Source organism: Microbacterium sp. LWH12-1.2 (genome assembly GCF_040675825.1).
Lineage (GTDB): Bacteria > Actinomycetota > Actinomycetes > Actinomycetales > Microbacteriaceae > Microbacterium.
The window spans coordinates 277181-298031 of the sequence record NZ_JBEGIJ010000001.1 but is presented as its reverse complement, the minus strand read 5'-3'; the positions used below and the strand labels follow the sequence as shown (position 1 = coordinate 298031).

Genomic DNA, 20851 nt, shown 5'->3' with positions numbered 1-20851 from the left:
GTACGGCCGGACGGATGCCGAGCCTGCCAGCGGCTAGCCTGAAGGGGTGACTCAGACCACCCACGCCCGCGCCGTCCTGCTCGATATGGACGGCACCCTCGTCGACTCGACCTCGGTCGTGGAGCGCCTCTGGCTCGCGTGGGCAGAGCCGCACGGCATCGACCCAGAGACGGTGCTCAGCGTCGTGCATGGTCGTCAGGGGCACCAGAGCATGGCGATCCTGCTGCCCGAGCGCGATCACGCGATCAACATCCACGAGAACCAGGTCATGCTGACGAACGAGTCGAGCGACGTCGAAGGGGTGGTGGCGATCGCCGGGGCCGAGGCGCTGCTGAAGGCCGTCGAGGGGCTTCCGCATTCGATCGTCACTTCCGCTGACGTCGCGCTCATGAACGCGCGAATGGCCGCTGCCGGTCTCACCGTCCCGCAGCTGGCCGTCACGGCGGAGAACGTAACGGCATCCAAGCCCGACCCAGAAGGGTTCCTCCGCGGCGCGGAGCTGCTCGGCATCGAACCCGCCGACTGCGTCGTCTTCGAGGATTCGGGTGCCGGGATCCAGGCCGGACTCGCAGCGGGGATGCGAGTGATCGGCGTCGGGAGGCACGCGGCTGCGCACAACCCCACGTACGTCGTCGACGATCTCACCCAGGTCGCCGTCGTCCGCGCGGACGACGGGTTCGAGCTCACGATCGGCTGAGGTCCGCCGCTCCGCGCCTACCGATCGCACGCCGCACGTAGAACTGCACGAACTTCGCACGAATCTCACAGATCTCTGCGAAGTTCGCGCTGTTCTACGACGTTTCGCCCGTGCGCTCTCGCATTCCGGGGGTAGGGCGCGCTACATCCCGGCGTGATCGAACGCGATGGTCGGAACGTCGACGACGTGCGAGCCGCCGTCCGCCACGATGACAGCACCGGTGATGTACGACGACTCCCCCGAACCGAGGAAGCGCACGACCGAGGCGATCTCGCTCGGATGCGCCGGACGACGAAGCGGCACGTCGGCGGTCACCGTCGCGTAGGCCTCCTCGCGCGAGCCGAGGTCGGCGTGCGAGGCGAACTCATCCATCTCGTCATCCGCCATCGGCGTCTGCACCCATCCGGGGCAGATCGCGTTCACACGCACGCCGTGGCGTCCATAGTCACGTGCCAGCGACCGGGTGAGCCCGATCAGCGCGTGTTTGCCGACCGTGTAGCCCGCGACCGATGGGCCGGCGAAGAGCCCGGCGAGCGAGGACACGATCACGATCTGACCCTTCGCCTCGATCAGGGCGAGCAGCGCCTCGCGCGCCATCGTGAACGCCGTCGTCAGGTTCGCCCGCAGAGAGGCTTCCCACCCCGCGTCATCCGTGTCGCCCACGGACGAGAACCCGTGTCCGCCCGCGTTGGCGACGAGCACGTCGAGGCGTCCGAATTTCGACAGCACCTCGGCGACCGCAGCCTTCGCCGAGTCGGTATCGGCTGCATCGGCGACGACCGGATGCGCCCCGACGGCCTGCTCCACCTCACGCAGCGGCTCGATGCGGCGTCCGACGACGACGACGTGCGCGCCCTCGGCCGCGTAGCGCTCCGCGATGGCCGCTCCGATGCCGGTGCCGCCGCCGGTGATGACGACGACGCGTCCGGCGACCGTCGATCCGATCGAGCTTGTCATTCGCTTCTCCTGACTCTTGTGTGTAGGTGTTAGGCGGGAAATCCCGAACGCGCGGTGTATCCGAAGTCGCTGAGGATCGTGGTGCCGTTGATCGCCCTGCTGCGCGGCGACACCAGGTACGACACGTGCGCAGCGACCTCGTCCGCGGTCTGCACCGGGAAGCTGGCATCGCCGAAACCGTCATCGGCTCCCAGATCGCCACGGCTCATCGGGGTGTCCACGATCGAGGGCGCCACCGTGTTGACGCGGATCCCGTCTCCGGCGAGATCCACCGAGAGCGCCCTGGCGAACTGCACGAGCGCGGCCTTCGATGCGCAGTACGGCACCATTCCCGGTGAGGCGACGAGGGCCGAGTCGCTCGAGACGAGGACGACGGATGCTGCCGCCGACGCGCGCAGGGCCGGGAGCGCGTGCTTGAGAACGAGGAACGCGCCCGTGACGTTCACCGCGAAGACCGTCTCCCACTGTGCGAGGCTGGTCTGCTCGATGCCGGATCCGACCGGGCCCGAGACGCCGGCGCAGCAGACGACGGCATCCAGGCCGTGGAGCTCTGCGACCGCCGTGGCGACGGCACCGCGCACCTCGGCCTCATCCGTGACGTCGGCGGAGACGATCACGGAACCCGGACACGCGTCGCCCGTCACTTTGACGCCCGCGGAGTCGAGGTCCAGCAGGGCGACTCTCACGCCTTCCGCGGCGAGCGCCAGCGCCACCGCGCGGCCGATCCCGCTCGCTGCCCCCGTGACCAGCGCCGTTCTCCCGTCCAACTGCAGATCCATCTCACCCTCCGTCTGCCCCGTCGGTATCGAGCAGCGCCATCGGATGACGGCGGCGTCCTCCCCGTCATCCTGCTCCTGCGTCGCCGCCAGGCGAACGCCGCTCCGCTGTCCGTGCACGCTCACACCATCGTCTTTCGCTCAGAGGCAAGCGCAGAGGTCGGCACGCGAGCAGACTCGCCCTAACGAGAATCCCTCGTCGTCCGCACTGTGCGTGAACACAGGCGACAGCCAGCAAAGGAGCCGACGTGGCAGATACGACCGCAGTACCGCAGGAGCACACCGCCCTGCGCCCTGGCGCCCTCGGCGTCGCAGGGATCGTCTTCCTGGTGCTGGCGGCGGTCGCGCCGCTCACCGGCATCGTCGTCGTCGCGTCCATCGCCATCGCGCTCGGCAACGGCGGCGGCACCCCGATGTCGTTCTTCATCGTCGCGGCGATCCTGCTGCTGTTCGCCGTCGGCTACGCGCAGATGTCGAAGCAGCTGGTCAACGCCGGCGGCTTCTACGCCTTCGTCGTCAAGGGCCTCGGCCGTACCGGCGGCCTCATCGCCGGACTCATCGCGACGCTCGGTTATAACTTCTTCGTCGTCGGCACCATCGGCACCAGCGGCTTCTTCATGCAGGCGATCATCCGCGATCTGACCGGATTCGACATGCACTGGATCGTCTGGGGGCTGCTCTCGATCGTGGTGTGCTTCGCGCTCGCCAGGATCGGCGTCGATTTCTCCTCGAAAGTCCTCGGCGTCTGCCTTGTGCTCGAAGTCCTCATGCTCGTCGTGTTCGACATCTCTGTGCTCGTGCAGACCGGCTACGACGTCGCCGCGTTCAGCCCGGAAGCGGTGTTCTCCGGTTCCCTCCCGATCGGCCTGCTGCTCGCAGCCACCGGATTCCTCGGCTTCGAGGCGACCGCGCTGTTCAGCGAGGAGGCGAAGCAGCCGCTGCGGACGATCCCCCGCGCGACCTACACCTCGATCATCGCGATCGGCGTGATCCTCGGCGTCACCACCTGGGCCGTCGTCAGCGCCACCGGCGTCGCGCAGGCGCAGAGCACCGCGCTGGAGCACCTGCCCACCGGCGACCTCATCTTCTCGCTCTCCGCGCAGTATCTCGGCGGACCTCTCACGACGGTCATGATGGTGCTGCTGCTGGTCAGTCTGTTCGCGGCGATGCTCGCGTTCCACAACTCGGCCACCCGCTACCTGTACTCGCTCGGTCGCGCGCGCATCCTGCCGCACGCACTCGCGCGCACCCGTCGCAACGGCGCACCGGCGATCGCAGGGATCGTGCAGGCCGGATTCGCAGCGCTCGTCGCGGTGATCTTCGCGATCGCGGGAGCCGACCCGATCCTCACCCTCGTCCCCGCAATGCTCGGCTTCGGAACGCTCAGCGTGCTGATCCTGCAGGGCCTCGCCGCGATCTCGATCGTCGTCTACTTCCGGCGCCGTCAGGATCCGCGTTGGTGGAGCACGTTCATCGCGCCGGGCATCGGATTCCTCGGCATCGCCGCCATCTCGATCCTCGCGGTCGTCAACTTCGACATCGTCGCGGGCTCCAGTGAGCCGGCGATCCGGATGATGCCGCTGCTGCTCGTGCTCGCCATCATCGGCGGAATCGCCTACGGCGCGTATCTGAAGCGCACGAAGCCCGTCGTCTACGACGAGCTCGCCACCGACCTGGAGAAGTTCAGCGATCGCTGAACTCCCCTCGACCACCCCCATCACCACGAAGGAAAGCACGCACCATGACCGATGACGTCAACCTCTCCGACACGTCCACCTGGCTGCCGCTCGACGGCCTCGCTCCCGGCTTCGACGCCAGCAAGGCCGAGCTCAGCAACGACCTGGACGGTCGCACGTTCACGGTCGTCGACGATCGCGGAACCCGCATCACCCACACGTTCGGCCCCGGCACCGTGAGCTGGAGCTACGAGCCCGGCGAGGGCGACGAGACGGCCGCGGCATCCGACACCGACGACTGCGAGGTCATCGAGGTCGACCAGGACCTGTATTACGCGCAGTTCCACCACAAATACCTGCCGAACGAGGCCGTCACGCTGATCCTCGATCTCCGCAGCGGCCACGCGCTCTCCGTGATCTCGATCCTCGGTCAAGCGGCCCCCGGCCGGACCGCCGTGCAGATGGCGTTCGCGTCCAGTCTCATCGAGGGCATCGAGCCGAACGGCGAGGCGCCCGCTCCGACGACCGAGCTGATCGGCCGCCGTGTGCTCTGGGTGTACTCCAGCACGCACGCCTACGAGCACGTCTACCTCTCCCCGCACTGGTACACCTGGCAGTGCCTGGCCGGACCCGAACAGGGCCTCGCCGACACCGACGCGAACACGGTCTGGCGCATCCGTCCCGGCATCTACGTCTTCACCTGGCGCGAGAAGGTCATCCCCTGCGGCTCGGTCACGATCGCCGACCACCGCGATCAGAAGGCGATCCGGTCGCACGGTGTGCTCTTCGGCTGGGACGAGACCGGTACGACTCCGACGCACTTCACGTTCGGTGCGCACGGCCGTCTGATCTCGCACACGACGCACCCGGTCGAGTTCGACCCGGCCCGCCCGCTGGCGCGCTGAACATGGTTGTGCACGCCGACCTCATCATCACCGGCGCCAGGGTGCGGACGGTCGATCCCGCACGCCCGCTCGCCGAGGCGATCGCCATCCGGGACGGGCGCATCCTCGCCGTGGGAACGGCAGCGGAGGCAGCGGTGTTCCGCGGTCGTGGCACCGAGGTGCGCGATCTCGGTGGCGCCACCGTCTACCCGGGTTTCGTCGACGTGCACAACCACCACGCCACCGCAGGCGTGACCGATCTCTTCGAGTTGTCGTTCGGAACCGCACTGGGGCTCGACGAGATCCTCGACCGCGTCGCCGCGCATGCGCGATCGCTGCCGACGGATGCCTGGATCACCGGCGGCTCCTGGGCCAGCACCCTCATGGACGAGTTGAACAGCTCTGCCGTGCGGAGGCGCCTCGACGAGGCATCCGGCGGACGCCCGGTGATGCTGTCCGACGACAGCCATCACAACCGCTGGGTCAACGCGGCCGCGCTGCGCCTGGCCGGGATCTCCAAGGATGCGATCCCCGCTGAGGGCGTCACGCTCGTGGATCCGCGCGATGGCGAACCCACCGGCATCCTGCTCGAGGCCGCTGGTATCCCGGTCGCGCAGGCGCACGCGCGGGCCGGAGGTCTCACGCCCGAGCAACACCGGCGGGCATCGCAGCGCGGCGTCGAGCTGTTGAACGGCTTCGGGGTGACGGCGTTCCAGGATGCTGCCGTCTCGTTGGAGATCCTTGCGGCGCTGCAGTCGCTCGATCAGGCCGGCGAGCTGAACGCCTGGGTGGTGTCCAGCCTCACCGTCAACGACGAGATCTTCGGCTACGACACCGTCGGCGAATCGCTGGTCTCGCGCGGCGAGGAGTTCCGCACCGCGCACCACCGGCCGGACTTCGTGAAGATCTTCCTCGACGGTGTGCCGCCGGCGCGGACGGCGCTGTTCATCGATCCGTATCTTCCGGACGACGTGCACGGCGCGCACTTCCACGGCACGACGACGATGGACTTCGACGAGCTGTACGGCTGGCTCCGCAACGTCGCCGAACGCGGCCTCGGCGCCAAAGTGCACGCCACGGGAGACGGATCGGCGCGACTTCTGCTCGACGTCGTGGAACGTCTGCGCGCGGAGCACTTCACCGAGACCGCGTTCCAGATCGCGCACGGCCAGTTCCTCGCCGACTCGGACATCGAGCGGCTGGCCGCGCTCCGGGTCGCCGCCGATATCTCGCCGTTCATCTGGTACCCCGGTGTCATTCCGCAGGCGTTGGCCGAGGTGCTCGGTGATCGGGCGGAGCACTCGCAACCCAACCGTTCGATCATCGACGCCGGCGGCCTCGTCGCAGGCGGCTCCGACTGGCCGGTGAGCGAATCTCCGAACCCGCTCGAGGGGATGCAGGGGCTCGTCACCCGCGCTGATCCGCTCGGACGCGCTCCGGGGACACTGTGGCCGGAACAGGCGGTCACCGCAGAAGAGGCGCTGGAGATCTTCACGATCAACGCGGCGACGGCGATGGGACTCGGCGACGAGACCGGGTCGCTGACACCGGGCAAGTCGGCCGACTTCGTCGTGCTCGACCGGGATGCCGTCGCGGGCCCCGCGAATGAGATCTTCCACACCCGGGTGCTGTCGACCTGGTTCGCCGGGCGTGAGGTCTACGCCGGCTGAGTGTTGCGGAGCCGGCTGAGTGTTGCGGACCCCGGGTGTGACGGGCACCCCCGGTTGCGAGACCCCCGGTTGTTGACGCCGCGGATGCGGGACCCCCTGTTATTGACGAGACCCCCTGTTGTTGACGTGAGTACCTGGGGGTCTCGTCGGCAAACGGGGGTATAGAGGTGGGCCTCAAGCGGGAGGGCCGCGGCGTCGGACCGGACTCGTCCTGCACATCTCACGCATCCGCTCGAGTTGTTCGCATCGATGGGATTCCCCTCTCGAACGACGCAGGTGGCGGTCCAGGATGAGCGGATGGCGACGCTCACGACCCCACAAGCCAGGAAGCTGCTGCGCTCGCGCCTGCAGCTTCTCGAGGCAGGCGTCACCGATCGACAGATGCGGGCGTCCGTCGAATCGGGGGCCCTGAAGCGGGTGCGACGCGGCTGGTACGTGCGGGCCAGCGACTGGAAGAAGCTGTGGAACGAGGGAAAGCACCTCGTGGAGGTGCTCGCCGCTCACCTCAATGCTGCGCCGCCTGGCCCGGTTTTCTCGGGCGTATCGGCGGCAGTTTTGCACGGGTTTCCGCTGTATCAGACGGCGCCGAGCGAAGTGCACGCCGTCATCGATGGCCGCCGTCACAGTAGGCTCCGTGCTGGAATCCGCTGGCACGATGCCCACGTTCCTGCGCGGGACGTCACAGTAATCGACGGCATCCGCTGCACGAGCCGCGATCGCACCGTCCTCGACGTGACCGCGACCGTGAGCACCGAGGCCGCGGTCGCAGCCGCGGATGCCGCACTCCGGGGCATCGCCGTCCCCGACGGCCGGACGATGGATGCCGCGATCACTGCGCAATGGCGAGGTGAGCTGGTCTGCCGGGCGAAGAGCACGACGACCCGCGGCATCCGTCAGACCCGGTGGGTGATCGAGTTCGCGGACGGCCGCGCACAGCTGCCCGGAGAGAGCGTCAGCCGCCTGCAGTTGCATCGCCTCGGCTTCACGGCGGTGGAGCTGCAGACGCGGGTCGTCGGACCGGACTCCGAGGACTACTGGCTGGATTTCGCGTTTCCCGGGTCGCGGAGTTTCGGCGAGTTCGACGGACTGGGGAAGTACACGGACCCCGAACTCATGGGAGGGCGCACGATCGAGGAGATCGTCCTCGCAGAGAAGCGTCGAGAGGATGCGGTCCGCGGCGTCACCGGCTGGGGACTCGGACGCTGGGAGTCGGCGCACATTGCGACACCGCAGCTCCTCGGAAGGAGACTGAGCGCCTTCGGCATCCGCCCTCCGTGACCCCGGGGCCTGAACAAACACTCCCGGTTCTCGCCGAGGCCCCCGGTTGTTGACGTCGATAAGCGGGGGTGTCGTCAACAACCGGGGGCGATACCCGTGACACCGTCAACAGGCGGGGGCGTCAACAGCAGAGGGCATCAACAGACGGGGGTGGCAGCCGCGACGTTGGCGACTGTAGCGGTCACGACGCGCACAGGAGGGGCCGCCGCTCACCCCTCCAGCAGGAAGCGCGCTCCGCGCTCGGCGATCATCGCCGCGGGGGCGTTGGTGTTCCCTGTGGGCACGCGCGGCATCACAGACGCGTCGATCACCCACAGCCCTTCGACCCCGCGCACGCGCAGCTGCGGGTCGGCGACGGCCTCGGCATCCGAGCCCATCCGGCAGGTGCCGACCTGGTGGTGGTAGGTGATCACCGTGCGGCGCACCCAGTCCTCCGTCTCGGTATCCGGAACGTCGGGTCCCGGGTATGCCTCGACAGCACCCCACTCATCAGCCAGCGCAGGTCGCGCGCCGATCGACCGGCACTGCCGGACGGACGCCGCGAGCGCGGCGACATCCCGCTCATCGGCGAGGGCCGCCAGGTCGATGTTCGGAAGATCCGCGAGTCCGGGTCCCGACAGCGTCAACGAGCCGCGGCTGTGCGGCGTCACCAGCCCGGCCATCAGGGTGAATCCGTCGCCGCCGCGCGGCTCCAGTTCGCCCCACATCGGCACCGAGAAATGGATCGGCTGCGTGTCGGGTTCGGCGAGATCATCCTGGCTGCGCCAGAACAGGTGGCTCTGCGTGACCGAGATGCCGGGCTGCGGCGGTCCGATCGGGCGTTGCGTGGTGAAGATCACCGGCGAGAGCAGGTGGTCGTGGAGATTCCTGCCGACACCGGGCGCATCCTGGACGACCGGGATCCCCAAAGCCGTCAGTTCCTCGGCCGGCCCAATGCCCGACCTCAGCAGAATGACCGGCGAGCCGATCGCGCCTGCCGCGAGAACGACCGTGTCCGCGCGCAGCTCCTCGGCGTCGGCGTCCTCCCCCAGTCGCACGCCCACGGCCCTGCCGTCTTCGACGATCACCGAATGCACCTCGCGCCCGGTGACGATCGATATCTTCTCGGCGACAGGCTGCGCATAGGCCATCCAGGTGTTCACGCGGCGGCCGTCGCGCATCGTCACCTTCTGCTGCGAGACTCCGTCGAGCGTGCCGCCGTTGTAGTCGCGATTGTGCGGCAGCCCTTCCTGAACGGCGGCGTCGATGATGGATTCCTGGATCGGGGACAGCGGATAGTCGTCCGTCACCGGCAGCAGATCGTTCTCGATGGCCTCGAATACCGGCTCGACCTCGGCCCACCCCCAGCCGGTCGCGCCGTCACGCTCCCAGCCGTCGTAGTCGGATGCGGCACCGCGAACCCAGATCATGGCGTTCAGCGCATGCGATCCCCCGGTCACCTTGCCGCGAGGCAGGTGCAGACGACGCCCTGCGGCGTGCTCCTGCGGCGTCGTGTAGAAGTCCCAGTCCTCGGTGCTGTGCCAGAGCTCGCCGGCCCGGGAGGGATCGTGGATGGCCGGGTTCGTGTCGTAGCCGCCGGCCTCGACGAGCGTGACCTGCACCCCGGCATCCACCAGTCGTCGAGCGACGATCGATCCCGAGGTTCCCGCGCCGACGACGATGGCAGAGCGCAACACCATCCCTCAGCCCTTCTTCCGGCCGGGACCGCTCACGACCTGGGTGACGGCGACGGACTTCAGTCCCTCGACGCCGAACTCGAGCCCGTAACCGGAGCTCTTCACGCCTCCGAACGGCACCATCGGATGCAGCCCGCCATGCGAGTTGATCCACACGGTCCCCGACTGCATCCGGCTCGCCGCCTCCCGTGCGGCGTCCGGATCGCTCGACCACACGGAGGCGCCGAGACCGACGTCGACCCCGTTGGCCCAGCCGAATGCCTCATCGACGTCGGAGTACCGGATGACCGGGAGTGCCGGTCCGAACTGCTCCTCCTGCACGAGCGCCGCGTCATTGCCGATGTCGGCGACGATCGTCGGCCGGTAGAAGAGCTCGCCGAGCTCCGGCGCCGCCTCGCCGCCGGTGACGACACGGCCACCGCGCGCCTTCGCGTCCTCCACGAGTCGGCTGACGATGTCGAACTGGGCCTTGTTCTGCAGCGGCCCGAGCACGTTGTTCTCATCGAGTCCGTTGCCGATCGGAACGGATGCCGCGATCTCCGCGAGTGCATCCACGACGTCGTCATAGACCGAGTCGTGCACGTACAGGCGCTTCAGCGCCGCACAGGTCTGTCCGGTGTTGATGAAGGCGCCCCAGAAGAGATCCTGCGCGATGGTCTTCGCGTCCGTGCCGGGGAGGACGATGCCGGCGTCGTTGCCGCCGAGCTCGAGGGTGAGCCTGGCGAGGTTTCCGGCCGAGCTCTCGATGATCTTGCGTCCGGTGGCGGTGGAACCGGTGAACATCACCTTGGCGATGTCGGGGTGCGAGGCGAGGCGCGCGCCGACCTCGCGATCGCCCGAGATGCCGACGAGCACATCAGGTGGGAGCACCTCGTTCATCACGGCGAGCAGGGCGAGCGCGCTCAGGGGCGTGTACTCGCTGGGCTTCGCGACGACCGTGTTCCCCATCCGCAGCGAGGGGCCGATCTGCCACGTCGTGATCATCATCGGCCAGTTCCAGGGGCCGATGGCGGCCACGACTCCGGCCGCCTTATAGACGAGTTCCGCGTGCAGCGTCTCGTCGTCGACGATCACCTGCGGCTCGAGCACCGTGGCCGCGTTCGTGCGCAGCCATGCGGAGCAGGCGCCGACCTCGAAACGGGCGTTCGGGCCGTTGAGGGGTTTCCCCTGCTCGCGCGACAGGAGGTACGCGAGCCCCTCGGCGTTCGCGTCGATCGCATCGGCGGCAGCGAGCAGAAGCTCGATGCGCTTCTCGTGTCCGAGCGCCTCCCAGGCGGGCTGAGCGGCTTTCGCGCGGGCCACGGCGTCGTCGAGTTCGGCGACGGAATGCACCGGCGCCCGACCGATCGTCTCGCGCGTGGCGGCATCCGGGATGTCGCGGCCGGAGCCCTGCGGTGCCTGGATGCGGTCGAGCAGCGCTGCGGCTGCGGATGCTGCGGAATCGGACATCGGTGACTCTCCTTCGAGCGAGACGCGTGCCGACGGTGAGGACGCCGGCTCTGTATCCATTGTCGATCCGGTCTTCTCCGCGCACTTGTCGCGGAGCGCTACGGAGATGTCCGAGTGCGAAGGGATACGCCGGCTCAGCGCGTGCGCAATCCGTCCAGCGCGATGGTGAGGACGTCACGCGCGAGCGCTTCCGCACCCTCCGGTCCGGTCGGGCGGTACCACTCGACAAGCGAGTTCACCATGCCGAACAGCAGTCTCGTGGCGACGGACGCGTCGACGTCGTCGCGCACCGCCCCCTCGGCCTGCGCAGCCTGGACGATCGCCGCGACGTCCTGGTCGAAGGCGCGCCGCCGGTCGAGCGCGCGGCGTTCGACATCGCTGTTGCCTCGAACCCGGAGCAGGAGGGTGACGGCCGGAAGCTGTTCAATGAGAACGCGCACGGCTCCCTGCAGCACCTCGGCGAGACGGTCGCCCGCCGCCACGGCCCGCGCCTGACGCAGCACGCCTTCGAGTCCGTCGAGCGCGTCTCCGAGTGCCGTCTCGAGGATCTCCTCCTTGGAGGAGAAGTGGTGGTACAGCGCCGCCTTCGACAGTCCCAGACGGGCGGCGAGAGCGGCGACCGACGTCGCGTCGTAGCCGGATTCGTTGAAAACGGTGACCGCGGCATCGAGCAGCCCGCGCCGGTCGTAGCCGGGGCGGCCGCGCTTCACGGCATCTGTCACGTCGACCAGTGTCCCACGGCGCCGATGGACACGCGCGGAGATCAGTTCCTCGAGAAGTCCTCGAAGATCAGCGTGGTGCGGGTGGAGCGAATCGAGGGGATCGCCTGGATGTCCTCCAGCACGATCCGGCGGAGGTCGCGGGCATCGCGGGCGCGCACCAGCAGGATGACATCGAAGTCGCCGCCGACGAGCGCCATGTGCTCCACCTCGGGGATCGCCTGCAGGCGATCGCGGACGTCCTGCCACGTCGCCTGCTCGATCGCGAGGGTCACGTACGCCGAGGCGTGATGCCCGAGCAGCACAGGATCGGTGCGCACCGTGTACCCGGTGATGATGCCGGCATCGGTGAGTCGCTTGATGCGCGCATGCGCCCCCGCACGTGAGACATGCACGGCGTCGGCGATGGCCGTCATCGACGCACGCGCGTCGCGCTGCAGCATCCGCAGGATCGAGTGATCGGTGTCATCAAGCTCAGTCATGGCCGCCCTTCGAAACGACATCGGATGCTGACAGTCTGCACCAGGTGCGCACTGTTATCGAGCAATCGTCCAGAACTAGCTCAACATGGCTGGACGACTGCATCCGTTCGGCGCATGCTGGGCGTATCACGTTCGGCAAGGAAGGCGACCGATGAACGACGAAGCCCTGCTCCCCCGGGACACCCCGGTGCAGCTCATCGATCCCGATGGCCGCCCCGTCGAGGATGCGCAGTACTCCGTGTCGAGCACGGACGTGCTGCTGCGCGCCTACCGCGGACTCGTCGAGGCGCGGCGCATCAACGACCAGTGCACGGCGCTGGTACGACAGGGCCGTCTCGCGGTGTATCCGTCGTCGCACGGCCAGGAGGCCTGCCAGGTCGGTGCGTCCCTCCTGCTCGGCGAGCACGACTGGCTCTTCCCGACGTATCGGGACTCCGTCGCGATCATCGCCCGCGGGGTGGAGCCCGCCGACGCCATGGTGCTCCTCAAGGGAGACTGGCACTCCGGCTACGACCCGCGGCAGTATCGGGTCGCTCCGCAGGCGACTCCCCTCGCCACCCAGCTCCTGCATGCTGTCGGATTCGCGCACGCGGCGAAGATGCGCGGTGAGGACACGGTCGTCATGGCCCTGTGCGGCGACGGCGCCACGAGCGAAGGCGATTTCCACGAGGCGATGAACTTCGCTGCCGTCTTCCAGGTGCCGGTGGTGTTCTTCGTGCAGAACAACGAGTTCGCGATCTCGGTGCCGCTCTCGCGCCAGACCGCCGCGCCCTCGCTCGCGCACAAGGCGATCGGCTACGGGATGCCGGGGCAACGCGTCGACGGCAACGACACGGCCGCCGTGCTCGCGGTGCTCGGCGAGGCGGTCTCCCGAGCGCGATCGGGTGGCGGGCCGTCGCTCGTCGAGGCGCACACCTATCGCATGCAGGCGCACACCAACGCCGACGATGACACCCGCTACCGGGAACGCGAGGAGGTGCAGGCGTGGGTCGCCCGCGATCCGCTGGTGCGGTTGCAGACATACCTGCGCGCGCAGGGAGTCCTCGACGAGGCCGCCGAAGACACACTCGCCGCCGGTGCCGAGGAGATCGCCGCCGAGCTTCGTCGTGTGATGAACGCCGACGCCGACCTCGACCCCGAAGACCTCTTCCGGTTCGTGCGAGCGGAACGCTCGCCGCAGCTCGACGAGCAGTGGAACCTGCTGAAGGGCGAGATCGACCGCGACCAGTTGACCGACGCCGGAGGTGCGCGATGACCATCACCCATGACGACACGCGCGTGGAGGATGCCGTGACGACCGCGACGACGCAGACGATGACGATGGCCGCCGCCCTGAATCAGGCGCTCGCCGACGCGCTGGCCGAGGATCCTTCTGTTCTGGTCTTCGGCGAAGACGTCGGCGCGCTCGGCGGAGTCTTCCGGATCACCGACGGACTCACCGCTCGCTTCGGCGAGGAACGCTGCTTCGACACCCCGCTCGCCGAGGCCGGCATCGTGGGCACCGCCGTCGGAATGGCGATGAACGGGATGCGCCCGGTCGTCGAGATGCAGTTCGACGCGTTCGCCTACCCCGCCTTCGAGCAGATCGTCAGCCACGTCGCCAAACTCGGCAACCGCACCAGGGGTGCGATCCGGATGCCGATGGTCATCCGCATCCCGTTCGGTGGCGGCATCGGCGGTGTGGAGCATCACTGCGACTCCTCCGAGGCGTACTACGCGCACACGCCCGGTCTCACCGTCGTCGCACCCTCGACTCCGCAGGACGCGTACTCGCTGCTGCGCGCCGCGATCGCCTCGGCCGATCCGGTCGTCTTCCTCGAGCCGAAGAAGCTGTACTGGTCCAAAGGCGAGGTGGACACCAGCATCCGCACCTCGCTCGACACGGCGCAGGTCGTGCGAGACGGCACCGACGTCACGCTTCTCGCCTACGGCGCGGCGGTCCCACTCGCGCTGGAGGCGGCCGCGGCGGCAGCCGAAGACGGACGCAGCGTGCAGGTCGTCGATGTGCGCTCGCTGTCACCCTTCGACGACGCGACGGTGACGGCGGCGGTGCGCTCGACCGGTCGCGCCGTCGTGATCGCCGAGGCCCCCGGGTACGTCTCGGTGGCATCCGAGATCCAGGCGCGGGTGTTCGAGCGCTGCTTCGAATACCTCGCGGCTCCCGTGCGCAAGGTCACCGGCTTCGACGTGCCGTTCGCGCCGCCGAAGCTCGAACACTGGTACCTGCCCGATGTCGATCGGGTGCTGGATGCCATCGACTCGCTGCACTGGGATGAGGACGCATGAGCACGCTCACGACGCACGTGTTCCGCCTGCCGGATCTCGGCGAAGGTCTCACCGAGGCCGGCCTCGTGCAGTGGCTCGTCGCCGTCGGCGACACGATCGCCACGGACCAGCCGATCGCCGAAGTGGAGACGGCCAAGAGCGTGGTGGAGTTGCCGTCCCCGTTCGCCGGTGTCGTGACCGCGCTGCACGGCGAGGCCGGCGACACGATCGACGTCGGTGCGCCGGTGCTGGAAGTGGCGGATGCCGCGCCCGCCGCCGCCTCCCGGTCGTTGAGCGAGCGAAGCGAGACGAAACGCGCCGATCCGGCGCATGAGCATGGCGAGCACGAGGCCTACCGCGAAGAGGAGCGCGCCGGCTCCGGCAACGTCCTCATCGGGTACGGGACCTCTGAACGCTCGGCGAAGGGCCGACGTCGTCGTGTCTCGGCCGCCGCTGCCGTACCCCCCGAGGTCGTCGAGCCGGCCGTCGTCGAGACCCAACAGGTCGATCCCGACGCATCCGCTCTCGATGCCCGCCGCCCGGTGGCCGTCCGTTCCCCCCTGGTCCGGCGCCTCGCCCGCGATCTCGGCCTCGACGTACACGCAATCGCTCCCACCGGCCCCGACGGGGCGATCACCCGTGCCGACGTTCTGCGCGCAGCCGTCGACCATGCTGTGGACGGCGTCGCCACGCACCACCGCGTCGCAGACCCCGCATCCCTCGGCGAAGTCGATGGCCTTCCGATCCGTTCCCGCGAGCGGATGTCGCCGCTGCGCAAGGCGGTGAGCGCCAAGCTCACCCGAAGCCGTTCGGAGATCCCGGAGGCGACCGTCTGGGTCGACGTCGACGCCACCGCTCTCTGGGAACTGCGCGCCCAGATGGCCCCCGAGGGCGGAAAGGCGCCGTCGATCACGGCGCTCATCGCCCGCTTCGTGCTGCTCGCGCTCGAGGATTACCCGGTGCTGGCATCTCGCCTGAGCGAAACCGGCGAAGAACTGATCTCCTTCGACGGCGTGAACCTCGGCGTCGCCGCCGACACCGAACGGGGCCTGATGGTTCCCGTCATCCCGCGGGCGCACGCCCTGAGCGTCGAACAGCTCGACGCGGCGCTGCGGGAACTCAGCGCGACCGCGCGCGCGGGTGCGATGCCGTCGGATCGCCTGCGCGGCTCGACGTTCACCCTGAACAACTACGGCGGTCTCGGCGTCGACGGTTCGGCCGCGATCATCAACCATCCCGACGTCGCGATCCTCGGGATCGGTCGGATCATGGAGCGGCCCTGGGTCGTCGAGGGACAGATCGTCGCCCGCCGCATCGCCCAGCTCTCGCTGGTGTTCGACCACCGCGTCTGCGACGGCGGTTACGCGGCCGGGTTCCTGCGCCGCGTCACCGAGCTCATCGAGCATCCGCTCCGCGCCTTCGGGAGGGTCTGATGCCCGGTCAGCGGGATGCGCCGACCGACGTGTTCCTGGTCGGCGGAGTGCGCACCCCGATCGGACGATACGGCGGAGCGCTGGCTGCGGTGCGGGCGGATGATCTGGCCGCGCTGGTCGTGCGGGAAGCCGTCGTCCGTGCGGGCATCCCCGACACCGCGATCGACGAGGTGATCCTCGGAGCCGCGAACCAGGCCGGCGAGGACAACCGCAACGTCGCCCGGATGGCCGTGCTGCTCGCGGGACTGCCGGACACGATCCCCGGGATCACCGTCAACCGCCTCTGCGCATCGGGAATGTCGGCGATCGCGATGGCTGCGCAGGCGATCCGTGCCGGCGATGCCGACATCATGGTCGCCGGCGGCGTCGAATCGATGACACGTGCGCCCTGGGTGCAGGCAAAGCCGGATCGCGCCTGGGCGAAACCCGGCGAGGCCTTCGACACATCCATCGGTTGGCGATTCACCAACCCGCGGCTCGCCGCGCGCGACAAGGCGACGTTCTCGATGCCGGAGACCGCCGAGGAAGTGGCTCGCCGCGACGGGATCAGTCGGGCGGATGCAGATGCCTTCGCCCTGCAGAGTCAGCAGCGCGCCGTCGCCGCGATCGATGCGGGCCGCTTCGAGGCCGAGATCGTCGCGGTCCCGACTCGCACCGGAGAGGTGCGAATCGATGAAGGCCCCCGCCGCGACACGAGCCTTGAGGCGCTGGCCGCGCTGCGCCCGGTGGTTGCGGGTGGCGAAGTCGTCACGGCCGGCAACTCGAGCTCCCTCAACGACGGCGCCTCGGCGATCGTCGTCGCCAGCGCGGACGCCGTCCGCCGCCACGGCCTCGTCCCGCGCGCCCGCATCGTGACCGCGACGTCCGCGGCTCTGGCACCGGAGATCATGGGGCTGGGACCGGTGCCAGCGACGGAGAAGGCATTGCGGCGCTCCGGCATTCAGATCGCTGACATCGGTGCCGTCGAACTCAATGAGGCCTTCGCGACGCAGTCGCTCGCCTCGATGCGCCGTCTCGGTCTGGACCCGGCGATCGTCAACCCCGATGGCGGCGCGATCGCGCTCGGTCACCCCCTCGGCTCGAGCGGATGCCGGATCGTCGTGACACTCCTCGGTCGGATGGAGCGCGAGGATGCCGGAATCGGACTCGCCACGATGTGCGTCGGCGTCGGCCAGGGCACCGCGATGATCGTGGAGCGCGTCCGATGAGCCTGCATATCGACGAGCGCGAAGACCGCGTCATCGCCACGCTGGATCGCCCGGAGAAGCGGAACGCGATCGATCAGGACATGATCGACGCACTGCACGCGCTGTGCGCGACTCTCGAGGAGAACCCGCGCACGCTGATCCTCACCGGGTCGAACGGTGTCTTCGCCGCCGGCGCCGATATCGCTCAACTCCGCGACCGCACCGCCGCCGACGCCCGGAAGGGCATCAACGCGATGGCGTTCATCCGCATCCGCGAACTGCCGATGCCGGTGATCGCGGCGATCGACGGCTACGCGCTCGGCGGCGGCGCCGAGCTCGCCTACGCCGCCGACATCCGCATCGCCACCCCCACACTGAAGATCGGCAACCCGGAGACCGGCCTCGGGATCATCGCCGCAGCCGGCGCGACGTGGCGACTGCCCGAGATCGTCGGCGAGGCCAGGGCGAGCGAGCTGCTGCTCACCGGCCGCACCCTCGGCGCGGATGAGGCACTGGCCTGGGGGCTCGTCTCGGCGGTCCACCCGGCAGACGAGATCCTCGACGCCGCGAACACCATCGCCGACCGCGTCGCCGCGAACGACCCCCTGGCCACGCAGCACACGAAGCGCGCGCTGCGCGCTGCGCCCGCCGAGCATCCGGCGATCGAGTTCGAACTGCAAGCCGAGCTGTTCGAGTCCGCGTCGAAGTACCAGCGGATGACCGACTTCCTGGAAAGGCGAGCACGACGATGACCACCGAAAAGCCGGCAGCCCCTTCCCACGTCGGCGTCCTCGGCGGCGGGCGGATGGGCGCGGGCATCGCCCACGCCTTCCTGCTCGCCGGCGCTCGTGTACGTGTCGTCGAGCGGGACGCGGCAAGCGCGGAAGCCGCCTCCGAGCGCATCGTCGAAAGCATCGGCCGCTCTGTGGAACGCGATAGCGCCCTCGACGCTTCGGAGATCCTCGGACGCCTGGAGTGCGGCGCGGACTACGCCGCATTCGGCGCCTGCGACCTCGTGGTCGAGGCGGTACCGGAGGACCGTGCGCTGAAGGAGGCGTCGCTGGCCAACGTCGAGGCGGCGATGCCCGAGACCGCGGTGCTCGCATCCAACACCTCCTCCATATCCATCGACGACCTCGCCGCAGGCCGCGGAAAGCCTGAGCGCTTTCTCGGGCTGCACTTCTTCAACCCCGTCCCGGCCTCGCGCCTGGTCGAGATCGTTCAGGGCGCGACGACGGATCCGGCCATCGTGGAAGCGGCCAGGGACTGGGTGCGCGCCCTCGGCAAGACGCCGATCGTGGTGCGGGACTCCCCCGGCTTCGCATCCTCCCGCCTGGGCGTGATGCTCGGACTGGAGGCGATCCGGATGCTCGAGGAGGGCGTCGCGAGCGCGGAGGACATCGATGCGGCGATGACGCTCGGGTACCGGCATCCGATGGGCCCGCTGCGCACGACCGACATCGTCGGGCTGGACGTGCGGCTCGGCATCGCCGAAGAGTTGGCCGCCACGCTGGGACCGCGCTTCGAGCCACCGCCCCTGCTGCGCACGATGGTCGCCGATGGCCGACTCGGCCGCAAGAGCGGTGAAGGCTTCTACACATGGACTTCTGCTCCGGCAGAGAATGGAAACGGACGATGAGCGACATCCTGCCCAGCTACGTCGAGGGAAGCTGGTGGACCCCCACCTCACCGCAGAAGACGACGGAGGTGCGCGACGCGTCGACCGGCGAGATCGTCACCCGCGTGAGCACCGAGGGCCTTGATCTCGGCGCCGCCCTGGAGCATGCTCGCACCGTCGGGCAGGCGAGTCTCGGAGCACTCACATTCCACCAGCGCGCCGTGCTGCTCAAGCAGTTCGCGCTGGCGCTGACCGAACGCAAGTCCGAGCTCTACGCGATCTCCGCGCGCACCGGAGCCACCAAGACCGACTCCTGGGTCGACATCGACGGCGGCATCGGTGTGCTCTTCTCCTACTCCGGAAAGGGGAGGCGCGAGCTGCCGAACGCCCAGGTCTACGTCGACGGACCGGTGGAGCCGCTGTCCAAGGACGGCTCATTCCTCGGTCGGCATATCTACACCCGGCTCACCGGCACGGCGGTGCAGATCAACGCCTTCAACTTCCCGGTGTGGGGGTCGCTGGAGAAGTTCGCCCCCGCCTTCCTCGCCGGCATGCCGACGCTCGTGAAGCCGGCGACGCCGACCGGCTACCTGGCCGAGGCGTTCGTGCGGATCCTCGTCGAGTCCGGCCTGCTGCCCGATGGTTCGCTGCAGCTCGTGAGCGGCAGCGTGCCCGATCTCTTCGACCACCTGCGCCTCGGCGACATCGTCGGCTTCACCGGCAGCGCCTCGACGGCCGAATCGCTGCGCGCGCACCGTGCGGTGCAGACCGGCGGCGTCCGGTTCACCGCCGAGACCGACTCGATCAACGCCTCGGTGCTCGGCACCGATGCCGTCGACGGCACACCCGAATTCGATGCCTATGTGCGCCAGCTCGTCACGGAGATGACGACGAAGGCCGGGCAGAAATGCACCGCGATCCGGCGGGCGATCGTCCCGACGGCATCGGCGGATGCGGTGATCGAAGCCGTACGCGCACGCATCGCCGAGAAGGTCGTGCTGGGCGACCCGCGCGCAGAGGGCGTCACGATGGGACCGCTGGCGTCGACGGCGCAGCGCGATGAAGTGCTGCGCCAGGTGCGGAAGCTGGCGGATGCCGGCGGACGCGTCGTGGTGGGCACCACGGAGGCTCCGGACGTGCGTCGCGAAGACGGCACCTCCGGTCCGGCCGCCGGCGGCGCCTTCGTCTCGCCCGTCCTGCTGCGGTTCGACGATGCATCTGCGGAGGCCGTGCACACGGTCGAGGCTTTCGGCCCGGTGTCGTCGCTGCTCACCTACGACACCACCGCCGAAGCCGCGGCTCTCGTCGCCCGCGGCGGTGGTTCGCTGGTGACCAGCATCGCGACGCACGACCCGCTGCAAGCGGTGCAACTCGCGAGCGCGATCGCGCCGTTCAACGGCCGGATGCTCCTGCTCGACCGCGATGACGCCCGCTCGTCCACCGGTCACGGATCCCCGCTGCCGAACCTCGTGCACGGCGGCCCAGGGCGGGCCGGCGGCGGCGAGGAGCTGGGCGGCATCCGCGCGGTGCTGCACCACATGCAGCGCACCGCCGTGCAGGGTTCCCCGGAGATGCTCACCGCGCTCACGGGGGTCTGGCATGCCGGCGCCGCCGCCCACAGCGAGGGACGGCATCCGTTCCGCAAGTCGCTCGCGGAACTCCGCATCGGCGACCAGATCGTCTCGGCATCGCGTGAGGTGACGCTCGACGACATCGAGACGTTCGCGCATTTCACCGGCGACACGTTCTACGCGCACATGGACGAAGAAGCGGCCGCGGCGAACCCCTTCTTCCCCGGACGGGTCGCGCACGGCTACCTGCTCGTGTCCTGGGCTGCGGGCCTCTTCGTCGATCCCGAACCCGGCCCGGTGCTCGCGAACTACGGCCTGGAGAATCTGCGCTTCCTCACTCCGGTGTCGCCGGGCGACAGCATCCGCGTCGATCTGACCGCCAAGCAGATCACCCCGCGCGAGACCGACGAATACGGCGAGGTGCGCTGGGATGCCGTCATCCGCAACCAGGAGGACGAGACCGTCGCGACGTACGACGTGCTGACGCTGGTATCGAAGGAGTAGCAGACCGAG

Annotated in this window: 18 protein-coding genes; 12 read left to right on the top strand and 6 right to left on the bottom strand. The window is 69.0% G+C overall.

All coding sequences use genetic code 11. The annotated features are described in order from the left end of the window. Positions 1 to 46: 46 nt before the first annotated feature. Positions 47 to 697 (top strand): HAD-IA family hydrolase, encoded by a 651-nt coding sequence (locus MRBLWH12_RS01330; protein ID WP_363545266.1) that lies wholly within the window; start codon positions 47 to 49, stop codon positions 695 to 697. A 141-nt stretch (positions 698 to 838) separates the two neighbouring features. Here MRBLWH12_RS01330 and MRBLWH12_RS01325 read toward each other — a convergent pair whose 3' ends face one another. Both MRBLWH12_RS01325 and MRBLWH12_RS01320 read right to left on the bottom strand, forming a co-directional pair. Then, positions 839 to 1654, bottom strand: a complete 816-nt coding sequence (locus MRBLWH12_RS01325) for an SDR family NAD(P)-dependent oxidoreductase (RefSeq protein ID WP_363545264.1) — start codon at positions 1652 to 1654, stop codon at positions 839 to 841. Between the two features lie 29 nt (positions 1655 to 1683). Beyond that, positions 1684 to 2550 (bottom strand): SDR family NAD(P)-dependent oxidoreductase, encoded by an 867-nt coding sequence (locus MRBLWH12_RS01320; RefSeq protein ID WP_363545261.1) that lies wholly within the window; start codon positions 2548 to 2550, stop codon positions 1684 to 1686. A gap of 128 nt (positions 2551 to 2678) precedes the next feature. Here MRBLWH12_RS01320 and MRBLWH12_RS01315 point away from each other — a divergent pair, with 128 nt between their 5' ends. The 4 genes from MRBLWH12_RS01315 to MRBLWH12_RS01300 all read left to right on the top strand — a co-directional run bounded on the left by MRBLWH12_RS01315 (position 2679) and on the right by MRBLWH12_RS01300 (position 7938). Further along, entirely contained in the window at positions 2679 to 4127 is a 1449-nt protein-coding gene (locus MRBLWH12_RS01315; protein ID WP_341975508.1) for an APC family permease, read from the top strand. Between the two features lie 44 nt (positions 4128 to 4171). Further along, a complete protein-coding gene (locus MRBLWH12_RS01310) occupies positions 4172 to 5011 on the top strand; it encodes a molybdenum cofactor biosynthesis F family protein (protein ID WP_363545258.1) in 840 nt (279 codons plus the stop codon). A gap of 2 nt (positions 5012 to 5013) precedes the next feature. After that, positions 5014 to 6660 carry an amidohydrolase gene (locus MRBLWH12_RS01305; RefSeq protein ID WP_363545256.1) on the top strand — a complete coding sequence of 549 codons (1647 nt, stop codon included), beginning with the start codon at positions 5014 to 5016 and terminating at the stop codon, positions 6658 to 6660. Positions 6661 to 6957: 297 nt separating this feature from the next. Next, positions 6958 to 7938 (top strand): type IV toxin-antitoxin system AbiEi family antitoxin domain-containing protein, encoded by a 981-nt coding sequence (locus tag MRBLWH12_RS01300; protein ID WP_363545254.1) that lies wholly within the window; start codon positions 6958 to 6960, stop codon positions 7936 to 7938. 209 nt (positions 7939 to 8147) lie between these two features. On the opposite strand, the gene MRBLWH12_RS01295 is transcribed toward MRBLWH12_RS01300, so the two are convergent. The 4 genes from MRBLWH12_RS01295 to MRBLWH12_RS01280 all read right to left on the bottom strand — a co-directional run bounded on the left by MRBLWH12_RS01295 (position 8148) and on the right by MRBLWH12_RS01280 (position 12264). Next, on the bottom strand, positions 8148 to 9617 hold the full coding sequence (locus MRBLWH12_RS01295) for a GMC family oxidoreductase (RefSeq protein ID WP_363545252.1): 1470 nt from the start codon (positions 9615 to 9617) through the stop codon (positions 8148 to 8150). 3 nt (positions 9618 to 9620) lie between these two features. Next, the gene (locus MRBLWH12_RS01290) at positions 9621 to 11063 is read right to left on the bottom strand and encodes an aldehyde dehydrogenase family protein (protein ID WP_363545249.1); all 1443 of its coding nucleotides are present in this window, start codon (positions 11061 to 11063) and stop codon (positions 9621 to 9623) included. Between the two features lie 134 nt (positions 11064 to 11197). After that, entirely contained in the window at positions 11198 to 11785 is a 588-nt protein-coding gene (locus MRBLWH12_RS01285) for a TetR/AcrR family transcriptional regulator (RefSeq protein WP_363545246.1), read from the bottom strand. A 41-nt stretch (positions 11786 to 11826) separates the two neighbouring features. After that, positions 11827 to 12264 carry an Lrp/AsnC family transcriptional regulator gene (locus MRBLWH12_RS01280; RefSeq protein WP_363545240.1) on the bottom strand — a complete coding sequence of 146 codons (438 nt, stop codon included), beginning with the start codon at positions 12262 to 12264 and terminating at the stop codon, positions 11827 to 11829. 151 nt (positions 12265 to 12415) lie between these two features. Between MRBLWH12_RS01280 and pdhA the strand changes: the two genes are divergently transcribed. Genes pdhA through paaZ form a run of 7 tightly spaced genes read left to right on the top strand, consistent with a single transcriptional unit; the run spans position 12416 to position 20842 of the window. Continuing rightward, the gene (gene pdhA, locus MRBLWH12_RS01275; RefSeq protein WP_363545237.1) at positions 12416 to 13519 is read left to right on the top strand and encodes a pyruvate dehydrogenase (acetyl-transferring) E1 component subunit alpha; all 1104 of its coding nucleotides are present in this window, start codon (positions 12416 to 12418) and stop codon (positions 13517 to 13519) included. Then, positions 13516 to 14550, top strand: coding sequence for an alpha-ketoacid dehydrogenase subunit beta (locus MRBLWH12_RS01270; RefSeq protein ID WP_363545234.1), 1035 nt, complete (start codon positions 13516 to 13518; stop codon positions 14548 to 14550). Before pdhA ends, MRBLWH12_RS01270 begins: the two co-directional genes overlap by 4 nt. Then, entirely contained in the window at positions 14547 to 15962 is a 1416-nt protein-coding gene (locus MRBLWH12_RS01265; protein WP_363545231.1) for a dihydrolipoamide acetyltransferase family protein, read from the top strand. Before MRBLWH12_RS01270 ends, MRBLWH12_RS01265 begins: the two co-directional genes overlap by 4 nt. Continuing rightward, entirely contained in the window at positions 15962 to 17170 is a 1209-nt protein-coding gene (locus tag MRBLWH12_RS01260; protein ID WP_363545228.1) for a thiolase family protein, read from the top strand. The genes MRBLWH12_RS01265 and MRBLWH12_RS01260 overlap by 1 nt, the downstream gene beginning before the upstream one ends. Next, entirely contained in the window at positions 17167 to 17901 is a 735-nt protein-coding gene (locus tag MRBLWH12_RS01255; protein ID WP_363545225.1) for an enoyl-CoA hydratase/isomerase family protein, read from the top strand. Before MRBLWH12_RS01260 ends, MRBLWH12_RS01255 begins: the two co-directional genes overlap by 4 nt. Then, complete coding sequence (locus MRBLWH12_RS01250; protein WP_363545222.1) at positions 17898 to 18788, top strand: 3-hydroxyacyl-CoA dehydrogenase family protein; 891 nt, start codon at positions 17898 to 17900, stop codon at positions 18786 to 18788. The genes MRBLWH12_RS01255 and MRBLWH12_RS01250 overlap by 4 nt, the downstream gene beginning before the upstream one ends. Further along, on the top strand, positions 18785 to 20842 hold the full coding sequence (gene paaZ, locus MRBLWH12_RS01245; RefSeq protein ID WP_363545219.1) for a phenylacetic acid degradation bifunctional protein PaaZ: 2058 nt from the start codon (positions 18785 to 18787) through the stop codon (positions 20840 to 20842). Before MRBLWH12_RS01250 ends, paaZ begins: the two co-directional genes overlap by 4 nt. Positions 20843 to 20851: the final 9 nt, after the last annotated feature.

Bases quoted from the DNA above. Each gene is read 5' to 3' on its own strand.
- pdhA (WP_363545237.1), top strand. From the start codon at position 12,416: ATGAACGACGAAGCCCTGCTCCCCCGGGACACCCCGGTGCAGCTCATC.
- MRBLWH12_RS01305 (WP_363545256.1), top strand. From the start codon at position 5,014: ATGGTTGTGCACGCCGACCTCATCATCACCGGCGCCAGGGTGCGGACG.
- MRBLWH12_RS01300 (WP_363545254.1), top strand. From the start codon at position 6,958: ATGGCGACGCTCACGACCCCACAAGCCAGGAAGCTGCTGCGCTCGCGC.
- MRBLWH12_RS01250 (WP_363545222.1), top strand. From the start codon at position 17,898: ATGACCACCGAAAAGCCGGCAGCCCCTTCCCACGTCGGCGTCCTCGGC.
- paaZ (WP_363545219.1), top strand. From the start codon at position 18,785: ATGAGCGACATCCTGCCCAGCTACGTCGAGGGAAGCTGGTGGACCCCC.
- MRBLWH12_RS01295 (WP_363545252.1), bottom strand. From the start codon at position 9,617: ATGGTGTTGCGCTCTGCCATCGTCGTCGGCGCGGGAACCTCGGGATCG.
- MRBLWH12_RS01325 (WP_363545264.1), bottom strand. From the start codon at position 1,654: ATGACAAGCTCGATCGGATCGACGGTCGCCGGACGCGTCGTCGTCATC.
- MRBLWH12_RS01260 (WP_363545228.1), top strand. From the start codon at position 15,962: ATGCCCGGTCAGCGGGATGCGCCGACCGACGTGTTCCTGGTCGGCGGA.
- MRBLWH12_RS01280 (WP_363545240.1), bottom strand. From the start codon at position 12,264: ATGACTGAGCTTGATGACACCGATCACTCGATCCTGCGGATGCTGCAG.
- MRBLWH12_RS01290 (WP_363545249.1), bottom strand. From the start codon at position 11,063: ATGTCCGATTCCGCAGCATCCGCAGCCGCAGCGCTGCTCGACCGCATC.
- MRBLWH12_RS01265 (WP_363545231.1), top strand. From the start codon at position 14,547: ATGAGCACGCTCACGACGCACGTGTTCCGCCTGCCGGATCTCGGCGAA.
- MRBLWH12_RS01255 (WP_363545225.1), top strand. From the start codon at position 17,167: ATGAGCCTGCATATCGACGAGCGCGAAGACCGCGTCATCGCCACGCTG.
- MRBLWH12_RS01310 (WP_363545258.1), top strand. From the start codon at position 4,172: ATGACCGATGACGTCAACCTCTCCGACACGTCCACCTGGCTGCCGCTC.
- MRBLWH12_RS01270 (WP_363545234.1), top strand. From the start codon at position 13,516: ATGACCATCACCCATGACGACACGCGCGTGGAGGATGCCGTGACGACC.